The sequence below is a fragment of the Burkholderia sp. Ac-20349 genome (assembly GCF_017104865.1).
Lineage (GTDB): Bacteria > Pseudomonadota > Gammaproteobacteria > Burkholderiales > Burkholderiaceae > Burkholderia > Burkholderia aenigmatica.
Window position 1 is genome coordinate 82,574 of sequence record NZ_JAAGPM010000002.1, and the last position, 15,893, is coordinate 98,466.

The 15,893-nt window shown below is 58.2% G+C and carries 10 protein-coding genes and 2 pseudogenes; 8 read left to right on the forward strand and 4 right to left on the reverse strand.

Annotated features, from left to right (window positions below; genetic code table 11):
* Window positions 1-167: 167 nt before the first annotated feature.
* Window positions 168-306, reverse strand: a pseudogene (locus tag G3N61_RS39355) (IS5/IS1182 family transposase); the annotation flags it as partial.
* Window positions 307-631: 325 nt separating this feature from the next.
* Here G3N61_RS39355 and G3N61_RS01285 point away from each other — a divergent pair.
* From G3N61_RS01285 to G3N61_RS01315, 7 genes are all read left to right on the forward strand, one after another.
* Complete coding sequence (locus G3N61_RS01285; RefSeq protein WP_205821146.1) at window positions 632-1,531, forward strand: MBL fold metallo-hydrolase; 900 nt, start codon at window positions 632-634, stop codon at window positions 1,529-1,531.
* Between the two features lie 7 nt (window positions 1,532-1,538).
* Window positions 1,539-1,931 carry a DUF2345 domain-containing protein gene (locus G3N61_RS01290; RefSeq protein ID WP_230624445.1) on the forward strand — a complete coding sequence of 131 codons (393 nt, stop codon included), beginning with the start codon at window positions 1,539-1,541 and terminating at the stop codon, window positions 1,929-1,931.
* A gap of 581 nt (window positions 1,932-2,512) precedes the next feature.
* Window positions 2,513-5,296 (forward strand): type VI secretion system Vgr family protein, encoded by a 2,784-nt coding sequence (locus G3N61_RS01295; RefSeq protein ID WP_205821147.1) that lies wholly within the window; start codon window positions 2,513-2,515, stop codon window positions 5,294-5,296.
* Between the two features lie 23 nt (window positions 5,297-5,319).
* Window positions 5,320-7,560 carry a DUF3274 domain-containing protein gene (locus G3N61_RS01300; RefSeq protein WP_205821148.1) on the forward strand — a complete coding sequence of 747 codons (2,241 nt, stop codon included), beginning with the start codon at window positions 5,320-5,322 and terminating at the stop codon, window positions 7,558-7,560.
* A gap of 35 nt (window positions 7,561-7,595) precedes the next feature.
* Window positions 7,596-9,050: a virulence factor gene (locus G3N61_RS01305; RefSeq protein ID WP_241017497.1), complete on the forward strand. Its 1,455-nt coding sequence runs from the start codon at window positions 7,596-7,598 to the stop codon at window positions 9,048-9,050.
* Between the two features lie 386 nt (window positions 9,051-9,436).
* Window positions 9,437-9,694: a PAAR domain-containing protein gene (locus tag G3N61_RS01310; protein WP_080741715.1), complete on the forward strand. Its 258-nt coding sequence runs from the start codon at window positions 9,437-9,439 to the stop codon at window positions 9,692-9,694.
* 522 nt (window positions 9,695-10,216) lie between these two features.
* Window positions 10,217-10,600, forward strand: a complete 384-nt coding sequence (locus G3N61_RS01315; RefSeq protein ID WP_080741714.1) for a cytochrome c — start codon at window positions 10,217-10,219, stop codon at window positions 10,598-10,600.
* Between the two features lie 223 nt (window positions 10,601-10,823).
* Here the strand turns inward: G3N61_RS01315 and G3N61_RS01320 are convergent.
* Window positions 10,824-11,843, reverse strand: a pseudogene (locus G3N61_RS01320) (IS110 family transposase).
* Between the two features lie 479 nt (window positions 11,844-12,322).
* Between G3N61_RS01320 and G3N61_RS01325 the strand changes: the two are divergent.
* Window positions 12,323-12,862: a hypothetical protein gene (locus tag G3N61_RS01325; protein ID WP_205821149.1), complete on the forward strand. Its 540-nt coding sequence runs from the start codon at window positions 12,323-12,325 to the stop codon at window positions 12,860-12,862.
* Window positions 12,863-13,266: 404 nt separating this feature from the next.
* Here the strand turns inward: G3N61_RS01325 and G3N61_RS01330 are convergent, their stop codons facing one another.
* The gene (locus G3N61_RS01330) at window positions 13,267-14,391 is read right to left on the reverse strand and encodes a M14-type cytosolic carboxypeptidase (RefSeq protein ID WP_205821150.1); all 1,125 of its coding nucleotides are present in this window, start codon (window positions 14,389-14,391) and stop codon (window positions 13,267-13,269) included.
* A gap of 220 nt (window positions 14,392-14,611) precedes the next feature.
* Entirely contained in the window at window positions 14,612-15,835 is a 1,224-nt protein-coding gene (locus G3N61_RS01335) for an MFS transporter (protein WP_205821151.1), read from the reverse strand.
* Between the last annotated feature and the right edge of the window lie 58 nt (window positions 15,836-15,893).

Consider the following 15,893-nt stretch of genomic DNA (forward strand, 5'->3'; position numbering starts at 1 on the left):
GAAAGATAGCACTCCAATCCAATTCAGGTTCGCCATTGTCGTAACAGATTGTGTGCGCCCGGAAAGCGACACCGGCATCGCTGATTTTTTATCTCGACTCCATTATTTCTCCATCAAACTGCATGAAAACGTCCATCGAAGCCAAGCACTTTCGGCAAATTTTTCTATGGAATACCGGTTTGCAGCACATACTGGATGCCGTTCGGCGCTGCGCGGTCATCGACCATCTTTGGGCGACGGCGTGAAAGCCGGGAGTAGCGGTTCCAGTGCGGCCCATAGCACATTGCTGATTTTGCGTCTGGACATGTTGCGAAGATATGGCGTTCATCGCTTCATGTCCAGGTTGTGTTAGCGACCCTGACGCTAAATGACTTTGTAGTATGACGAAGTGTCAGGGTATGGCACAGTTTTGGATATTCCGGTCAGGCGGTTTAGCGGTCTGTGTGCAATTAGAAATGCGGCGGCTTTTTTGCGACTTGTCGTTAATTGGCAGGCCGACTGCTTCGCGGCAATTGTGCGTGGCGTATGCCACTTAACGACTGCCGGACGAAGCCCTGCTCGACGGGCAAATTGATGTCAACCTGCTGTCCCGCACGTCTCGCGGGATTTCGCTTAATGAGAGAGCCTTCGAATGACGGGTTTCAAGGAGCCGGAAATCAATGTGGTGACCTGCACCTCCGGTGCGCGTACCTTTCTCACCAACGCGTTCTTGGTCGAGCTGTCGAACGGTGTCGTGGCCATCGACGCAATGATGACCGTATCGGATGCGCGCCAGGTGCGTGATCGGCTGGATGCGCTGCGCAAACCCTTGCTCGCGGTGCTGATCACGCACGGGCATCCGGATCACTACAACGGTGTCGGCGAGCTGATTCGCGGTTTCGACAATGTGCCGGTCATCGCCACGCGGGGCGTCGACGAGGCCATGCGCCGTATCGACGATGCCAAGGCCGTCCAGTGGCAGTCGGTGTTCGGCGACGATTGGCCGGTACGGCGCACCTTCCCCAATCGCTTCGTGCGCGACGGCGACGTGCTGCATTTCGATGGCGTGCCGTTCGAGGTCAGGGAGTTTGGCCCGGGCGAATCGCACTGGGATTCGGTCTGGACCGCGGGATGCCAGCGGCGTGTCGCCTTCGTCGGTGACATGGTTTTCAACGGCGTCCATTCCTTCATGAACGACGGCCATACGGCGGACTGGCTGCGCAGCCTCGATGCGCTCGAACGTTTGTCCGGCGACATCGCACTGTTCTATACGGGCCACGGCCCAGCCGGCGAGCCACTCGCCATGATTGCCGCGCAGCGTGCTTATATCGGGTGCTATCGCGCGGCGGTGGCGCGGCTCGCGAACGGCAATCGTAGCCTGGACGATACCGGGAAGGGCGAGCTGGAGGCCGTCATGAAGCGCTTCCTGCCCACGGCCGACCTCGACATCTTCATCAAAGCCGGGGCGGATGCCGTAGCGGCGGAGTTGGCGTTGCAGGTATCGGACAAGTCCATTCCCACCGGCCTGCAGGCTCACGTTGACGCAAGATGAGGCAACCATGCCAGATAGCGCTTGCTATTTGGCGCAACGGAGCATCTCGCACGCACGTGCAACCGCTAGGCATTCGTCGGCCTATCGCCCCATCGAGATCGAGGCCCAGAACGACGCGTTGACGATGCTGGCGCAGCAGGATGTCACGATCGAGAGCGCTTCGAGACGGTTGGTCCTGCGCGCGGAGAAGGGGATGATTTTGAATGTCGGCGGCTCGTACATCGAGATCACACCAGACATGATCGAGAACGGCCCATCGGGCCAGATTCTCGAAAAGTGTGCGTCGAGGGACAAACCGGGGGCGTCGACGACAAAGAGCAAATTCGGCACTGCGAATGGTGCGTCGATAAGACCCTCGACGAACATCACCGGCGCGTGTTGGGGGCGAGCTAAAAAGTGAAGCGATTTCCGTGAATCGCACACATGAACCGATGCACGGTCCCCGATAGGCACGCCAAATTGATTGTTTTATTGGTGTTCGTGGAGCTGAACTGCGTCAGATTACGTTCCGAAAAGTAAATAATAGATGGCGAGGCACCTGATAGTTCTGTCATCTATGCTCAGGGCAATAGTAAGAAATAAACTGATGGGTTTCGGAGTATTGGTGATGTACTGCAGTTGCCCATCGAGGTGGGGCGCCGCTTATATCGGTGTCGGATGCCTTGCCGTGACCATCCGCCTTCAATTCGAAAATTTTTGTTAATCGTTAAAATTGTCAAACTGCCTTGACAAAAATTAGGGCCATTATTCAAGCCTTGAGTTTGTGATTCTATTATTCTGAGAGCGTTCCTCATTCGGTGCGGGGCGCTGTAGCAACTTGAGGGTACTGAAAGTAGACGACGTGGTTTAATCGTGCGTTCGAGAGGGAAGTGGATGCGTTCGATCGCCTTACGGCTGGACGTGTCCAAGACGGGGTATGCAAGCGCAAGTCGATAACGCGCCCGCTGCGCCGGACAATACGACGTTAAAAGAGGGCGCAACATGCAACTCAGCCTTGCGAAAAAACTCCAGGCGTTCGCTACGGGTATCGACGCGAATCGCCGTCCTGTCCGCCTCAATTTTGGAGCCTTGCAGGCTCGACTCGGTCCGCTACTGAATCTCCAGCATGCCGATATAGACGAAGCGTTGATGTCCGGCGTTGCTGGCACGCTGACCTGTGTGTCGACATCCGATGATCTGGACCACCGCGACTTTCTCGGTTTGCCCGTCTCCGTATGCGTCACAACCGACCAAGGTGCCGAGCACACCATCAATGCCATTTTCGACGGCATGAAGACGGGGCAGTCCAACGGCGAACTCACGTGCTACCAGCTCAGCATCGTGGACGCATATTCATTGCACCGCCGAGGTCGGCGTTCGCGCAAATTTCTGAATCAGAACGCACCGTACGTGATCTCGACCGTATTGAGCGAATGGCGAACGCGCAGCGCTGCGTTTGCCCGTGTTTTCGAATTCGATCTGTCAGGACTTGACTCGTCGGCCTATCCTGCACGATCCCTGATCCTGCAAGAAAATGAATCAGACAGTGCGTTCCTTGAGCGCCTCTGTCGCCGTGAAGGCATCACGATGTTTGTGAAGGCTGGGCCGGCAAAGCAGTCAGAGCATGGCAATCGTGATGGCGAATCACCGATTCATACCTTGGTGTTCTGCGATGGATCGAGCGGGCTTCCCCAAGCGCCGGCAGGACGGGTGCGCTATCACCCGCGCGATGCCGCGACCGAGCAGCGCGACTCGGTTTTCCTGTTTGCACCCCATCGCACGCTTGTGTCGGGGCACGTTGGGCGTTCCTCCTGGAATTTGCAGTCGGCCGCGATGGACGAAGCGGCGCGCGATGCAAGCATCGATCAAGGCGCGGCCGGCAACGACCTGGCGCGCGAGTTGGCTGATATCCAGATCGACATCCCGCGCGCCGGCCATTCATCCGCCGATCACGATCGTCTGACGGCCAATCGCATGCTGGCCTACGACATGCAGGGCGAGCAGATCGACTGCACCAGCAACATTCGAAATCTCGCGGTTGGCTCCTGGCTTGGCATCGATGGCCTGGCGCATCTTGATGCGCAGTCGCCGGAGGAGCGGGATTTCACGATCATCGCGATTCATCATAGCGTTTGGAACAACCTGCCGGCCGGCGTGCATGAGCAGGCAGGTCAGCTTTTCGAACTGAGTCACAATTTCGAGCGCGGCCCCACGGCTCGGAAGCCCTTCCGTCCGGTCGATGATCAGGCTGATACGCGCTACGAAAACAGCTTCTCATGTGTGCGCCGTCGGATTTCTCTCAAACCTGAATACGATCCCTACACGGATCGCCAACATGCTCACCTGCTGACTGGCGTTGTCGTGACGCCGGGCGACGAAGAGGTATGGTGCGACGAACTTGGGCGACCTTCCGTCCAGATCATGGGGCTCTACAGTGAGTACCACACCCACCAGAGCGGCGCCGGCACGAGTGGAACCGCGTCCGACAGTCCGCCGATCCGCGTGTTGACCGCTTGGGCCGGTGAGCGGTTCGGTATATCGATGCCGTTGCGAAAGGGGATGGAAGTCCTGCTCGCGCCCGTTGCGGGAGAGGCCGATCGCCTCGTGATCATTGGCGTGCTGAGTAACGGCAAGCACATCCCCGCACAATTCCACCATACGGGCGACCTGCCGGGTAATCGGGCACTGTCGGGTATCGTCAGTCGCGAGATCAAGGGCGCGCGTGCGAACCAACTTCAATTCGACGATACGTCGCAACAGATCAGCATGCATCTTGGCAGTGATCACGCTGCCAGTGCGGTCAATGGGGGCTTCCTGACGAAGCCACGTGACAACGGGCAGGGCGATCCACGCGGAGAAGGGATCGAGGTCCGCACTGATGCGAACGCTTCGGTTCGGGGTGGCAAGGGCGTTCTTATCTCGGCATGGCAGCAATTGAAGGCGAGCGGGCATCAACTCGATCGCGAGGAGTGCCTTCAATTGATGCAGGAGTGCGTCGACCTGTTCAAAAGCCTCGGCGACTACGCCGCGCAGCATGAAGGCATTGCGGCCGATACTACGCCGCATCAGGATCTCGTTGGAGCCGTTCAGAGTTGGCCGAGCAGTGGGGCTGCTCAGGGCAGTGGTGGCAGTGGAAGCGCGGCGGCTGTCGCGATCACTTCACCGGACGGCGTCGGTGTCGTTACACCGAAAACCGTCGCTACGCATGCGGGCAAGAACGTCGATACTGTTGCGCTGGAAAGCGTCCAAACCGCCGCTGGTCAGAAGATCAAACTGGATGCCGGGCACGACGTGGCACTGTTTTCGCAGGGCGGCGACGTATCGGCAATTGCGAACCAGGGGAAGGTCAAGTTGCAAAGCCAGGGCAACGATACGCTGATCGACTCTGCCAAGAATATTCAGTTTACCGCTGCCGGCGGCAAGTTGATTGGCATGTCGAAAGATGAAGTGGTTTTCACGACCGCAGGGGGAGCGTATCTGAAGCTGCATGGTTCGAATGTTGAACTGGGATGCCCTGGACAATTCATCGTGAAATCTGCCGGTCACACATGGGATGGTCCGGCCAGTATGAGCGCTGACCTGCCGACGTTTAGTCACGCGCCGCTCAGTCGTGTTCCGAAACTGGTGAGAGCGACGGACGGGCAACCTTCGACGGACTTTGTCGGTGAAGTTCAGCGATCGTCTGGTGGCTTTGTTTCCGGGCAGACTGATGCGGCCGGCCGTCTTTCGCAGATCGACACAAACCAGTTCGAAAAGCTGACTTTCAACTTCTTCGAAAAAGAATGACCGAGTAGGAACGAGAGAACCTCATGGCTAATCCATCGACTTCCGCATCCGGCGCCGCATCGGGCAAACGTTTTCAAGTGGCGAGCGGCGAAGGCGTCACGAAGTTTTCTGGCGGAGATGCGCTTGCAATTCAACGTCCACCATTGCCTGGCGTCGTGATCTTTGTACACGGCGTCAATTCCGAGGGGGAGTGGTTTAAGCCCGCCGAAGAAGGGCTGTGCAAAGGGCTCAATCGGCGACTCGGTCGGCTAGACGATCAGATGGCCCACAAGGGGGTCGAGGGAGGGCAGCTTACACCGGCGCAATACATCGACAGTTTGACGCCAGACGGGTTTATCAACCCAAAGATGACTTCCAAAACGTATGTAAAGTCGACGCCGTCGTTTTCTCCGGTTATTCATTTCCGATGGGGCTATAAGGCAAACAAGGAGGAATTGAAGGAGTACGGGGCCAACGTCTTTCTGAACGAACAGAACTACTGGGGTGGCGGGCCGTTTGCGAATGGCTGTTCGAGCCTTCCCGACATGTATCACGAAGGCGTCAACGATCGGTTGTTTGGCTGGCTCAGAGTGCAGAGTCTGAATGCGATAACGGCACGCGAAGTCTACTCGACCCCGGCGCGGCACTACGGTGTGATGGCTGCACTACGCCTTGCAAAGTTGATCGAATCAATCCGAAGAAAGCAGGCGGACATGCCGATTACGGTCGTGTGTCATAGCCAGGGCAACATGGTTGGTCTACTGGCCGCATTTCTCGGCGATCAGCTACAGAACGTGAGCGACGTCAATGGAAAGACTGGGCGCTGTGTAGCCGATACGTATGTGCTGGCGAATCCGCCATACAGCGTCATGACGGATGATTTTGGTGGACGCGCTGCCGACTCATGGACACAGCGCGGCACGCTCGACAAGGACGGTAGACGCGGGCGCGAAACCTATCAGGCTCGCATCACGACATTGGGAAACTTCCTCAGCATCATCCACGAGCGTCGGCCATTCGACATGGATGCGGCGTATATCGACAAGCATATGGCGAATACGCGCCCGTCACCGAGTGGCGGCAAGCCTTTTCAGGCTGCATTGGACCGCCAGCATCATGGGCTAAACGGGTCTACCTACGGCCGGGTAACCTTGTACTGCTGCCCGCACGATCAGGTAATTTCGGCGGTGACCGTCCAGGGCATGGGGTGGCGTGGACTGAGCGACGGGGAACTGCGAGATATTGGCGTGGGGAACGTACTGACCCAGCGAGTTTTCGCTTCCGGCTATTACGTGGGCCTGCCGCCTGGTCCTCGAACAGTCTATCGGTATTGGGAGGACGACTGGCGATACGGGAAAGGTGCGACCCCCGGTTTTTGGTACCCCCCCTCGCCGGTCACGAAATTTAGTTTCCGGCGAACCATGTTGGCGGCCAATTCCAACATCGAGAGAGCGAACATTCTATCGACCTTTGTTCTCGGGTCAGGGGTGTTTTCCCTGCTGAGATTCGTCAAAACCAAGGTTAATGGCGATCCGCCGAAAGGTTGGTCGGTGACGATCAGTGCGCCGAAGCTCGATGAGCCGTTCAAACCACAGGCAATTCAATATGGCGGTAAGGCATGCAAAACAATGGACGGTCCGAATGCGGTCAGCGACTTCAACGAGTATTACGATCCTCCCGCGTCGGCTCGCCAGGCCAAAAAACCTGAAGACCGCAAGCCGGGCGACGCACTCGATAACTACAATGGGAAGGCCCCTGCGCTTGGTGATGCGAAATCCGAGGCTGAGCAACGCTACGAAGATCATGCGATCGTGCGGCAACGGATTCGCCGACTGAACGCAACGGGCTTTATGGATAAGGATGGTCGGGTGAAAACGGAAGAGCCGGGGTGGCAAGACCCGCAACAGCAAGGTGGATTGGCGCCGCTGAACCAGCAGATCCTGACCGACTACCTGAAGGGGACTGAGGAAAATAACCCGACCAACCACTCAACCACGATGACCAATCCGAAGCATGCGGAGAAGGCGCTTGCGTATGATGTGGCAGTTGGCGTTTGTAAATTGTCGGATGACGATTGGGCTACTCTTCGCGTCCAAGCTGATTGGAGATTTAACGCGAGTTTGGCGAAAAGCGACCCAAGCCAAAAGTACGGTGAGTACTTCTTGGACGGCGTCATGAGAAAGCAAAAGTTGGGGACGTGGATTTCGCATGATGGTGAGGCCAGGATGTCAAACAAAATTATTGACGAGCGTGACGGCTGGATGATCCTAGACGGCTATTTCTAAGGGGGGCGATGATTCTTACGTGGCGAAAAAGGTTGATGATCAGTGCTCTCACCTTTATTGTTGTGGCGATTGCCACTTTTATTTGGTCGCACCACGCGAATGCACCACAACCCGAAGCACTCACATCGGAATCGTTGATGAAGCGTTATGTCCTGCTCCCGTTGCTGGTTGCCGCGATGATGCTGGCATTCACGACGGCTTGGTGGAAGAACCGTGTTCCCGAGATCGGGGCGACGGCGCCAGCAGTTATCTCTGGAGTACCCGCATCGTCCGATAAGCCCTTTATGGCGCAGGTGGTCGGACTGGCATGGCTTAACCCGCTCCAGCGACGCGACTATCCGACGGAGTGGCAACTGCTATGGACCATGGGTCTGGCAAAGCCGAACAAAAACGATGACATGGTGCGAACGGACCCAAAGAGTTTTAGTACGCTTCAACCTGTCGCTATCGTTGCTGATGGGAACGGCGGACAGGAAACGGTCGAAGGTTTTTTTGAAAAATACATCGATCAGATGGTCTTGTTATTTGGGGAAAAGTATGTGACGAATCCGGATTACTTCTACACGGTGAAGCCAGACAGTAAGAAAATGTGGAGGGAGCTGGCAGGCATACGCGTCGGAATTGCCGTGTCAGATCGATTAAATAAGGTGCAAGTTCACGACTATATTAGAGAGCGTGTTGTTGCAGAATTTAATATCGGAAACTCCGAGTTCAAAGATTTATGGAGCAAAAATACCCCTCCGGATGTGCAAGTTACTCAGGGTGGCCCGAATGCCAGCTTCACTTCTTTGAGTGCCGCGCTTGACTATCTGCGAGATCATCCGGATAAGAGCGCTTGGGTGATGAGCTGGGATGCGCCGAGCTTCCCGCCGAAAGACGAGCAGATGAATGAGAACTTGGTGCTCCTCATTCTGACTGGGCCGGAATTCAAAACCGAGCGTGAGCCGCTTGCGTGGATTGCGCGCCCGGCAGTTGGAGATGCAAGCGAGTTTGAAGCGAAGGTGGGCGCTTCGCGTGCCGTGCAAGCTTGGAAAGCAACAATTGAGCAAGCGACCAAGAATGCAGGAATCGGTGTCACGGATCTCAAATTTATTGTGCACGATGCCGGTCAGGGCGGCGATGCTGCGTCGGCTCGCCTTGCATCATTGTCCCAATCACTGACCGAGAGTTTGCCTGAATACGACCACATGAAGCAGACATTCAATACCGCCGCGGTACTGGGTGACATGGGCGCAGGTTCGGCGCTTACCGATATTGCGTTGGCGATTGGTCGCGCGAATCACTTGGGCGGCGATACGCTGGTTGCCGGTACAACAGATCCGGACCATCCAGTCGCGCTCGTTGTAAAGCCGCCGAGCAAGCTGACACCGATTGACCCCGACCAGAACTGGTTTCGAGCGGCTGGTGAGGGTGACGCGTATTTGCCGTGGTGGGGCAAGCGGTTCGATGGCGACTACCCGGCATGGCGCGGTCAAGGCTTCTCGTACTAGTGTAGCTTGAGGTGTTATGGGGGACGGTGCGTTGAATACTCGTGGACTGCGTCGTCACCGGAACTCGTTGATTGGCGGTGTGGCTGCGATCGGAGGCGGGATTTATTTCGGCCCTTTATTTGTTCTTGTTGTCAGCTTCACGCCAATCGGCCGGATAGAGTGGGTATTTCATTGTTGTGTCGCCGTCCCTTTCGCCGTGGTTGCCGGAGGCGTCGTGTTGATCGGTATGGGGTTGTATAAAGGATTGCGTCCCCCGTACGACCAGAACGACGCTTGGGCGTGTCACACGTCTGAGCAAAATGACGATTACACAATGCTCGACCTCTATCGGCGAATGTATGGACACGATCCTGACGAAATAGACGTCATTCAGGAGTATCGAAAACATGCGCGGGATTATTCGAGTTGGTGATCGGCATAGCCATGGTGGAACCGTAGAAACAGGCGCGCCGAACAGCAAAGTGATGGGGCGTGCGGTTGGGCGTATCGGTGACCGTTGCGTATGTCCTGAGCATGGCGAAGTCGTTATCGCTGACGGCGATGGGAGTTTCAAGGTCGAGGGGGCGAATGCAGCGTTCCACGGACACAAGACATCGTGCGGCGCGGTTCTGTTTTCGAGTCTCCCAACGTCGGGCCGTCCCTGACTTGAATACGATGAGATTCCATTGATCTGGTCCAAGTCTTCTCCGTTCCTCCAGAGGTCTTCGAGGAGGGGTGTGAGATGAACACCTACGGTGATCAGCGCGATACGCGGGACGTCTTTAGTTTGTGATGGCGGCATCACTCGAACTGGAAGGCAAGCCCGTTGCATGCCTGGTACCTTGTAGTCGCGCTCTACGCGCCGCAGCCGAAAAGCACGACTTGACTGGCCCGGATTCGACCTTTCGTGGGTTGAAGGAAAAGGACCGGTTCGTGTGCGCTGTGGGTCACGTAACCCGCATCAGTCCTCGAAACTTGATTCGCCAGTGGGAAATCGGATGCAGAGAATGCGTACTTATATGAACGCCGTGATTTAGCAAGCTATCTTTGCCGACCACGGCCCTTGGGGCAAGCCGACCCTGGAATCAATGACTGACCACACTGTCTGCAGTCGGCCAGGGACGTCCATTCGGCGATTGCGGGTTTATACTTCTCGACCCGGCAATCTGCGCGATACGGCAAGACCAATGAAAATAAGTGAATTTTTCATCGCTTCGCTAGGAGCGTTGGTGTTGACTCAACCTTCACTAGCCTTATCGCAAGACATCAATGGTAAAAATCTCTATATACAGAGATGCGCTATGTGCCATGGCGCAGACATCAAGGGCACCGGGCCATTGGCCAAGAAAAGCAATCCTGCCACGCCTGACCTCACAACTGCCGCGTTCAAAAAGCGACTCCATGATTATCCAGGCGTCATTGTTTCGTCGGTAATACTCCGTCCGAACGGGGACCTGATTCCGAGAACTTTGAAGGAGAACGGCGTAAGGCTGGCGCCGCACTCCTGGACCGTTCAGGATTTTCGCGATCTGAATAAATACATGGTCGACGTGATTTCCAAAGGCCGATGATTCCGTGTTGACTGTCTGACCGTAATGGGGCGGAAGCGGTCAAGATGAATTTTCAGATGTGTCGAGACGCCGTGAGCTCGCGCCTGGTCGAATTATCGCGCTATGAGCGCCAATGCACAGTCAGGTTTAACGAGTCACGGTCCAACCTGTCCTGTCATCTCCTTCTGTTGCTCCGAGCGATCGGATGAACTTCACGCCTCTGTCGTTGACGTTTAAGGTCGGGCTATGCCGGCTTTGTGCTGACAAAGTCTTGTAGATACGGTCTGCCGCGAGCGTGCACTGCCCAGATTACGCGCGCAAGCTTGTTGGCCAGTGCGACAACCGCGACGTTGTAAGGCCGTCGCTTCAGCAGCTGTTCAACCCAGGGGTGTTTGGATCGAAGTTGCACGCTGATGACGCTCGCGCAATGCACGAGCAGCGTACGTAGATAAGCGTCGCTACGTTTGCTGATCCCCAGCAGCGTTGTCCTTCCACCCGAGCCGACTTGCCTGGGCAACAGGCCAATGGATGCCGCAAACTCGCGACCGAACTTGAATGCTTTCGCGTCGCTGATCGTGGCAACTGCGGCGGTGGCGGTCAGCAGACCGACACCCGGGATCGCGCCGATGGCTTGCGCGCTCAAGTCGGTGCTCATCCACTGCTTAAGCCGTTGCCCGATGTGCGTGATTGGCTCGTCCAGGTGTGTCAAGGCTGCGCACTGCTCCTGGAGGGTATCGATCAGCGGTGCTGCGACGTGGTCGCCGACTCGATCGAGAACGGCTGCGATATTCGCGTCGAAGGCGCGCCGACCCGCCGGCATGACTTCGCCGTATTCGCCCAAGAGTCTACGGATGCAGTTGATCTGGGAGGTGCGGAACTTCACGAGCTGCTGGCGCAGCGGATGTAAGGCCAGCACGGCTTGTTGCGCCTCGCCCTTCACCGCGATCTTATTGCGAGGCTGCTGCACTGCCAGCCAGATTGCCCGTGCGTCCGCAGCATCGTTCTTGTTGCCGATGTTGAATGCTTTGGCAAAGCGCGGAGCCATCAGACGGACCTGGTGCCCGAGCCTGCTGAGTGATCGAGCCCAGTGCTGCGAGCCGTCACATGCTTCCATGCCGATCATGCACGACTCAAGGTTGGCGAAATATTCGAGGAAGTTCGCTCGCTTGAGCGATTTGTTGATGATTTATCAGCTGTTCGGCGCAATGTAGTGGATCTGGAAGACGATCTTGCCAATGTCGACTCCCACAGGGATGGGATTCATAGCTGCCTCCGTTCGGAAGTTCCGCAGGCGCATGATGCGCTCAGCGCGCAGCGGCGTTCGCCCCATCGAATTACTTCTACTGTGCGCATGCATCATCTTGCGCAGCAGGCCGATGCGGTCGCTCTGAACGTAAAGTGGAGGGGCACGGCTGCTCGATACCGGTTCCGCTGTAATGCCGGGCATACGTGGTCATGCTTGGGCACCTCATTGTTGTGCGGAGCTAGATGGACGACATGTGCTGCTCTGAACGGGCAGTTGACGGGAACGCTGCTTTTAGACGGCCGCCAGTGCCTACGAGATGCAGTGGTGTCAGGCGTGCCGTCGCATGTGCGGTTGCCGAGCCATGCGGCGCAATTTCAGTAGGAGGGGCCGCTCCGGGCGGAATGACTGCTGCGGCGGCTGGCGGGTGACCCGAGTGAGTCATTGGCTTCTCGGTCGAGCGTACCCGAGCAGGTGATCCAATTTAGAGTGATGCGATCATGAACGACGAGTTGCTTGCGCTGGAAATGCTCTACGAAAATTCCGAGGCATCAGTTCCTCGCGGTGAGCTTTTGAAATTTATGGACAGCGCTCAACCGGAGGTGCTCGGGTCGCTGTACGCCAAGCTTACGAAGAGAAGTTTCACGGAGAAAATTGTCCCTCCAATGGAGTTTGGTGATTGCAAGCGATTGTTCTTGAAATTCTATGGATTGTGCATTTCAAATGATTATGTTGAGGCAGACAATCCCCAGTCGTTCTTGATTTCAAGATATATTGCGGCGGTGGATTTCGGGAGATGGTTCGTTTCGATTGTAGAGGACGGAAAGATAGCCAGGAGCGATGTGGCTGATGTGGTGAGGTGGTTGGAAAATTTGTATGTGCAAGGTGATCGGGAAATTCGATCTTGCTTGATTGTTGCGTCGTTGGAGCACATGTTTTCAAGCAATTCAATAAGGAAGTTGTTTTCAAGCTGGAAGTTCGACCCAATCCTTGGGGGTGCGTATCGTGAAGCGCTGCTAAGTCGAGGCATGAATATTTGAATGCGGAAGAAAACGTTGATTATTTCAATAGGCAAGGCAGTAACATGCCCGTGAGACGCGAGTAGCTCCCCTTTTGCCTATCGGAAAATACTTTGTTCTCGAGCGAACGGGAGGAGCGGAGTCCATTGCATGCTTTGCGGACTCGTCCCGCTGCTCCGGCCTCCAGTGACGTTATGCAGCGCAGCAGGTCTTCGGTGCGTCGCTTCGATATCAATGTAGACCTGTATCCCATCGAGCACGCTATTTTGTCGAGATCTTGACCGGCGTATCCCATCAGGGACAGCCGGCCTGTACCGGAATCAGAGTCCGGGCGCATGGCCGTAATCCCGACCTTCAAGCCGTCGCGCAAATGAAAGCTCGGCAAACCGGGGCGCCCATATGCCCCACGGAAGGCGCGAAGGACCTTAAGGCCGCAAGGACGGCGCAAGCGCCAGGGCGGTCTCGAGCACGGCCCGTCCGAATGTGCGGGCGTATGCAGCGGCGTCGGCATCGTCCCGTGGGCGGTCAGCGCTCTCCTTGAACGGCAACTCGATGGTCATCGCCAGCGCGTCGAATTGCTCCGCGACCCACGGGATGCACTTCTTCGGGCTCGCATGATCCGGTCGGTCGACGGAATAGCCACGCGCCGTCTGGAAGACGGGGGAGCGTCGCAGCAGGTCTTCGTCGAACGCGCGGCGCAAGACCTGCAAGCGTGGCGTCCAGGCGGGGCTCCCGTCAGCGCCCACCGAGAAGACGTGGGGCAGAACCTCGTCGCCATGGAAGTCGACGAGCAGGTCGAGACCGAGCGCCTGCATGCGCCGGCGCACGGCGGCCGTCTCGGGCGCGTCCGGATACTCGCGGTCCCAGCAGCGATTGAGGTTGGCGCCGCGCGCGTTCGTGCGCAGGTTGCCCAGGCGCACACCGTCCGGATTGACGTTGACGACGACGTGCACGGCGTGGCCACCGATCTCCCAGACGGGACGCAGCTCGCCGCACAGTGCCTGCACGAGGCCCTCGAGACAATAGCCGCCCTGCGATTCGCCAGGATGCTGACGGGCCATAAACCAGAGGCGCGAGCGCGGTGCACGGCCCTCGAACGAGAGCATGCGGATCGGCTCGCCGAGCGCGGAGGCTCCGAGAGTCGCCAGCGTCGCGCCTGCTTGCGTCGCCTGGGCGACGAGATTGTCCTCAGCGACGCGGTCGAAGGTCGGGAAATAGGCGAAGCGCAGGCGCGCGGCGGGGCCGGGCGCGTGGAAGGCGAGCGCGTCGCCATCGAAGTTCGTTGGCAGGCGGCACCAGGCCGCCTTCTCGCCGCCGTTGGCGTGCATGCAGACGCGGTAGTCGACCCAGCCTTTAGGGTAGGAGGATCCGGCCAGGCCCTCGATGCGTACGTCGATGCCCTCGGACGGCACATCGACCAGCTCGAAGGCGAACCATTGGGCGAATTCGGCCGCGTTGTCGCTGCGCAGACGCAAGCGCAAGGGCGAGCCGGTGGTGGCATCGGCGACGTGGTCGATCGCGGCGGCTTCGAAGTCGGTGTCGATGTGCATGGGGCTGGTCTTTGTACCGTGATAAAAGGCGGGATTCCGCGAATCAAGCATGATATTTGAATCGCCTTGCAAGAAACGGCGGATCAATATTGGGACGCGGTGGCCTTTTACACAATGTTCGATCGACATCCCCAAGTCGTTGTTGTCGCATCGAGGGCACCCACCGCCACGTCACATCGGATGCCCGGCAGTCCACCTCTTCATAAATTCCATTTGGACATCACGCGCGCGGGCGCAGCGTCGCATACCAGAACAACAGCGCGGTTGCACTGAACGCGGCGCCGAGCGTACAGACGCCGGCCCAGCCGAAGCGCGCATACACGCAGGTCGACGCGATCGAGCCGGACGCGCAGCCCGCGGCATAGAACAGCATGTAGCCGGCCGTCAGGCGGCTGCGTGCATCGGGACGCACGCCGTAGATCAGGCTCTGGTTGGTCACGTGCACCGCTTGCAGGCCGAGGTCGAACGCGATGACGCCCACGACGAGTGCCGCGAGCGAATGCATCACGAGCGCCGTGGGCAGCCATGACACGAGCATCAACGCGAGCCCGATGCCGGAGGTCCATTGCGCCAAGCCGCGATCGGCGAGACGGCCGGCGCGTGCGGCGCCGAGCGCGCCGGCCGCGCCCGCGAGCCCGAACAGACCGATCTCCGTATGCGACAGCGACAGCGGCGGCGCGCTGAGCGGCAGCACCATCGGCGTCCAGAGCGTCATCGCGGCCGCGAAATGCAGGAAGGCGATGAAGGCGCGCACGCGCAGCACGCGCTCCTGCGCGAAAAGTGCAAAGACCGACGCGATCAGGCGCGGATACGGCTCGGCAACCCCCGGAAGACGATGAAGCGGGAGGACGCGCGACAGGACGACAGCAAGCAGCAGCATCACGCCGGCCGACGTGAAATACACCGCGCGCCATCCCGCGAGGTCGGCGATCGCGCCCGAGAACGTACGCGCGAGCAGAATGCCGAGCACGATGCCGCTCGTCACCGTGCCGACGACCTGACCGCGTTCCGCCGGTTCGGCGAGCCCGGCCGCAAATGACACGAGCACCTGCGTGACGACGCTCAGAAAGCCGATCAGCGCCATGCCGGCGAACAGCACGGAGGTGCGCGTGGCCGTGGCGATTGCCAGCAACGCGAGCGCGCAGACGACCGTTTGGATCAGGATCATCCGGCGCCGATCCCACAGATCGCCGAGCGGAACGAGGAGCAGGAGGCCGAGCCCGTAGCAGACGCTCGTGATCGTCATGATGCCGCCGATTGCGGCGCGCGAGATGTCGAACTGGTGCGCGAGCGTGTCGAGCAACGGCTGCGCGTAGTAGACGCTGGCGACGACGAATCCCGCCGTCGTCGCGAACAGCAGCGTGACCGGACGCGTCAGCGTGGCATGGGCTACCGCGAGGGGCTGCGGGGCGCGCTGTAACGGCGACAGTTGTTCGAGACTCATGATGGTGACGGCTGGCGAACCGGCATGAAGAAAGCGGGCGGGGTGGTGCTGACCTCCC

Bases quoted from the DNA above. Each gene is read 5' to 3' on its own strand.
- G3N61_RS01285 (WP_205821146.1), top strand. From the start codon at position 632: ATGACGGGTTTCAAGGAGCCGGAAATCAATGTGGTGACCTGCACCTCC.
- G3N61_RS01290 (WP_230624445.1), top strand. From the start codon at position 1,539: ATGCCAGATAGCGCTTGCTATTTGGCGCAACGGAGCATCTCGCACGCA.
- G3N61_RS01295 (WP_205821147.1), top strand. From the start codon at position 2,513: ATGCAACTCAGCCTTGCGAAAAAACTCCAGGCGTTCGCTACGGGTATC.
- G3N61_RS01300 (WP_205821148.1), top strand. From the start codon at position 5,320: ATGGCTAATCCATCGACTTCCGCATCCGGCGCCGCATCGGGCAAACGT.
- G3N61_RS01305 (WP_241017497.1), top strand. From the start codon at position 7,596: ATGATCAGTGCTCTCACCTTTATTGTTGTGGCGATTGCCACTTTTATT.
- G3N61_RS01310 (WP_080741715.1), top strand. From the start codon at position 9,437: ATGCGCGGGATTATTCGAGTTGGTGATCGGCATAGCCATGGTGGAACC.
- G3N61_RS01315 (WP_080741714.1), top strand. From the start codon at position 10,217: ATGAAAATAAGTGAATTTTTCATCGCTTCGCTAGGAGCGTTGGTGTTG.
- G3N61_RS01325 (WP_205821149.1), top strand. From the start codon at position 12,323: ATGAACGACGAGTTGCTTGCGCTGGAAATGCTCTACGAAAATTCCGAG.
- G3N61_RS01330 (WP_205821150.1), bottom strand. From the start codon at position 14,391: ATGCACATCGACACCGACTTCGAAGCCGCCGCGATCGACCACGTCGCC.
- G3N61_RS01335 (WP_205821151.1), bottom strand. From the start codon at position 15,835: ATGAGTCTCGAACAACTGTCGCCGTTACAGCGCGCCCCGCAGCCCCTC.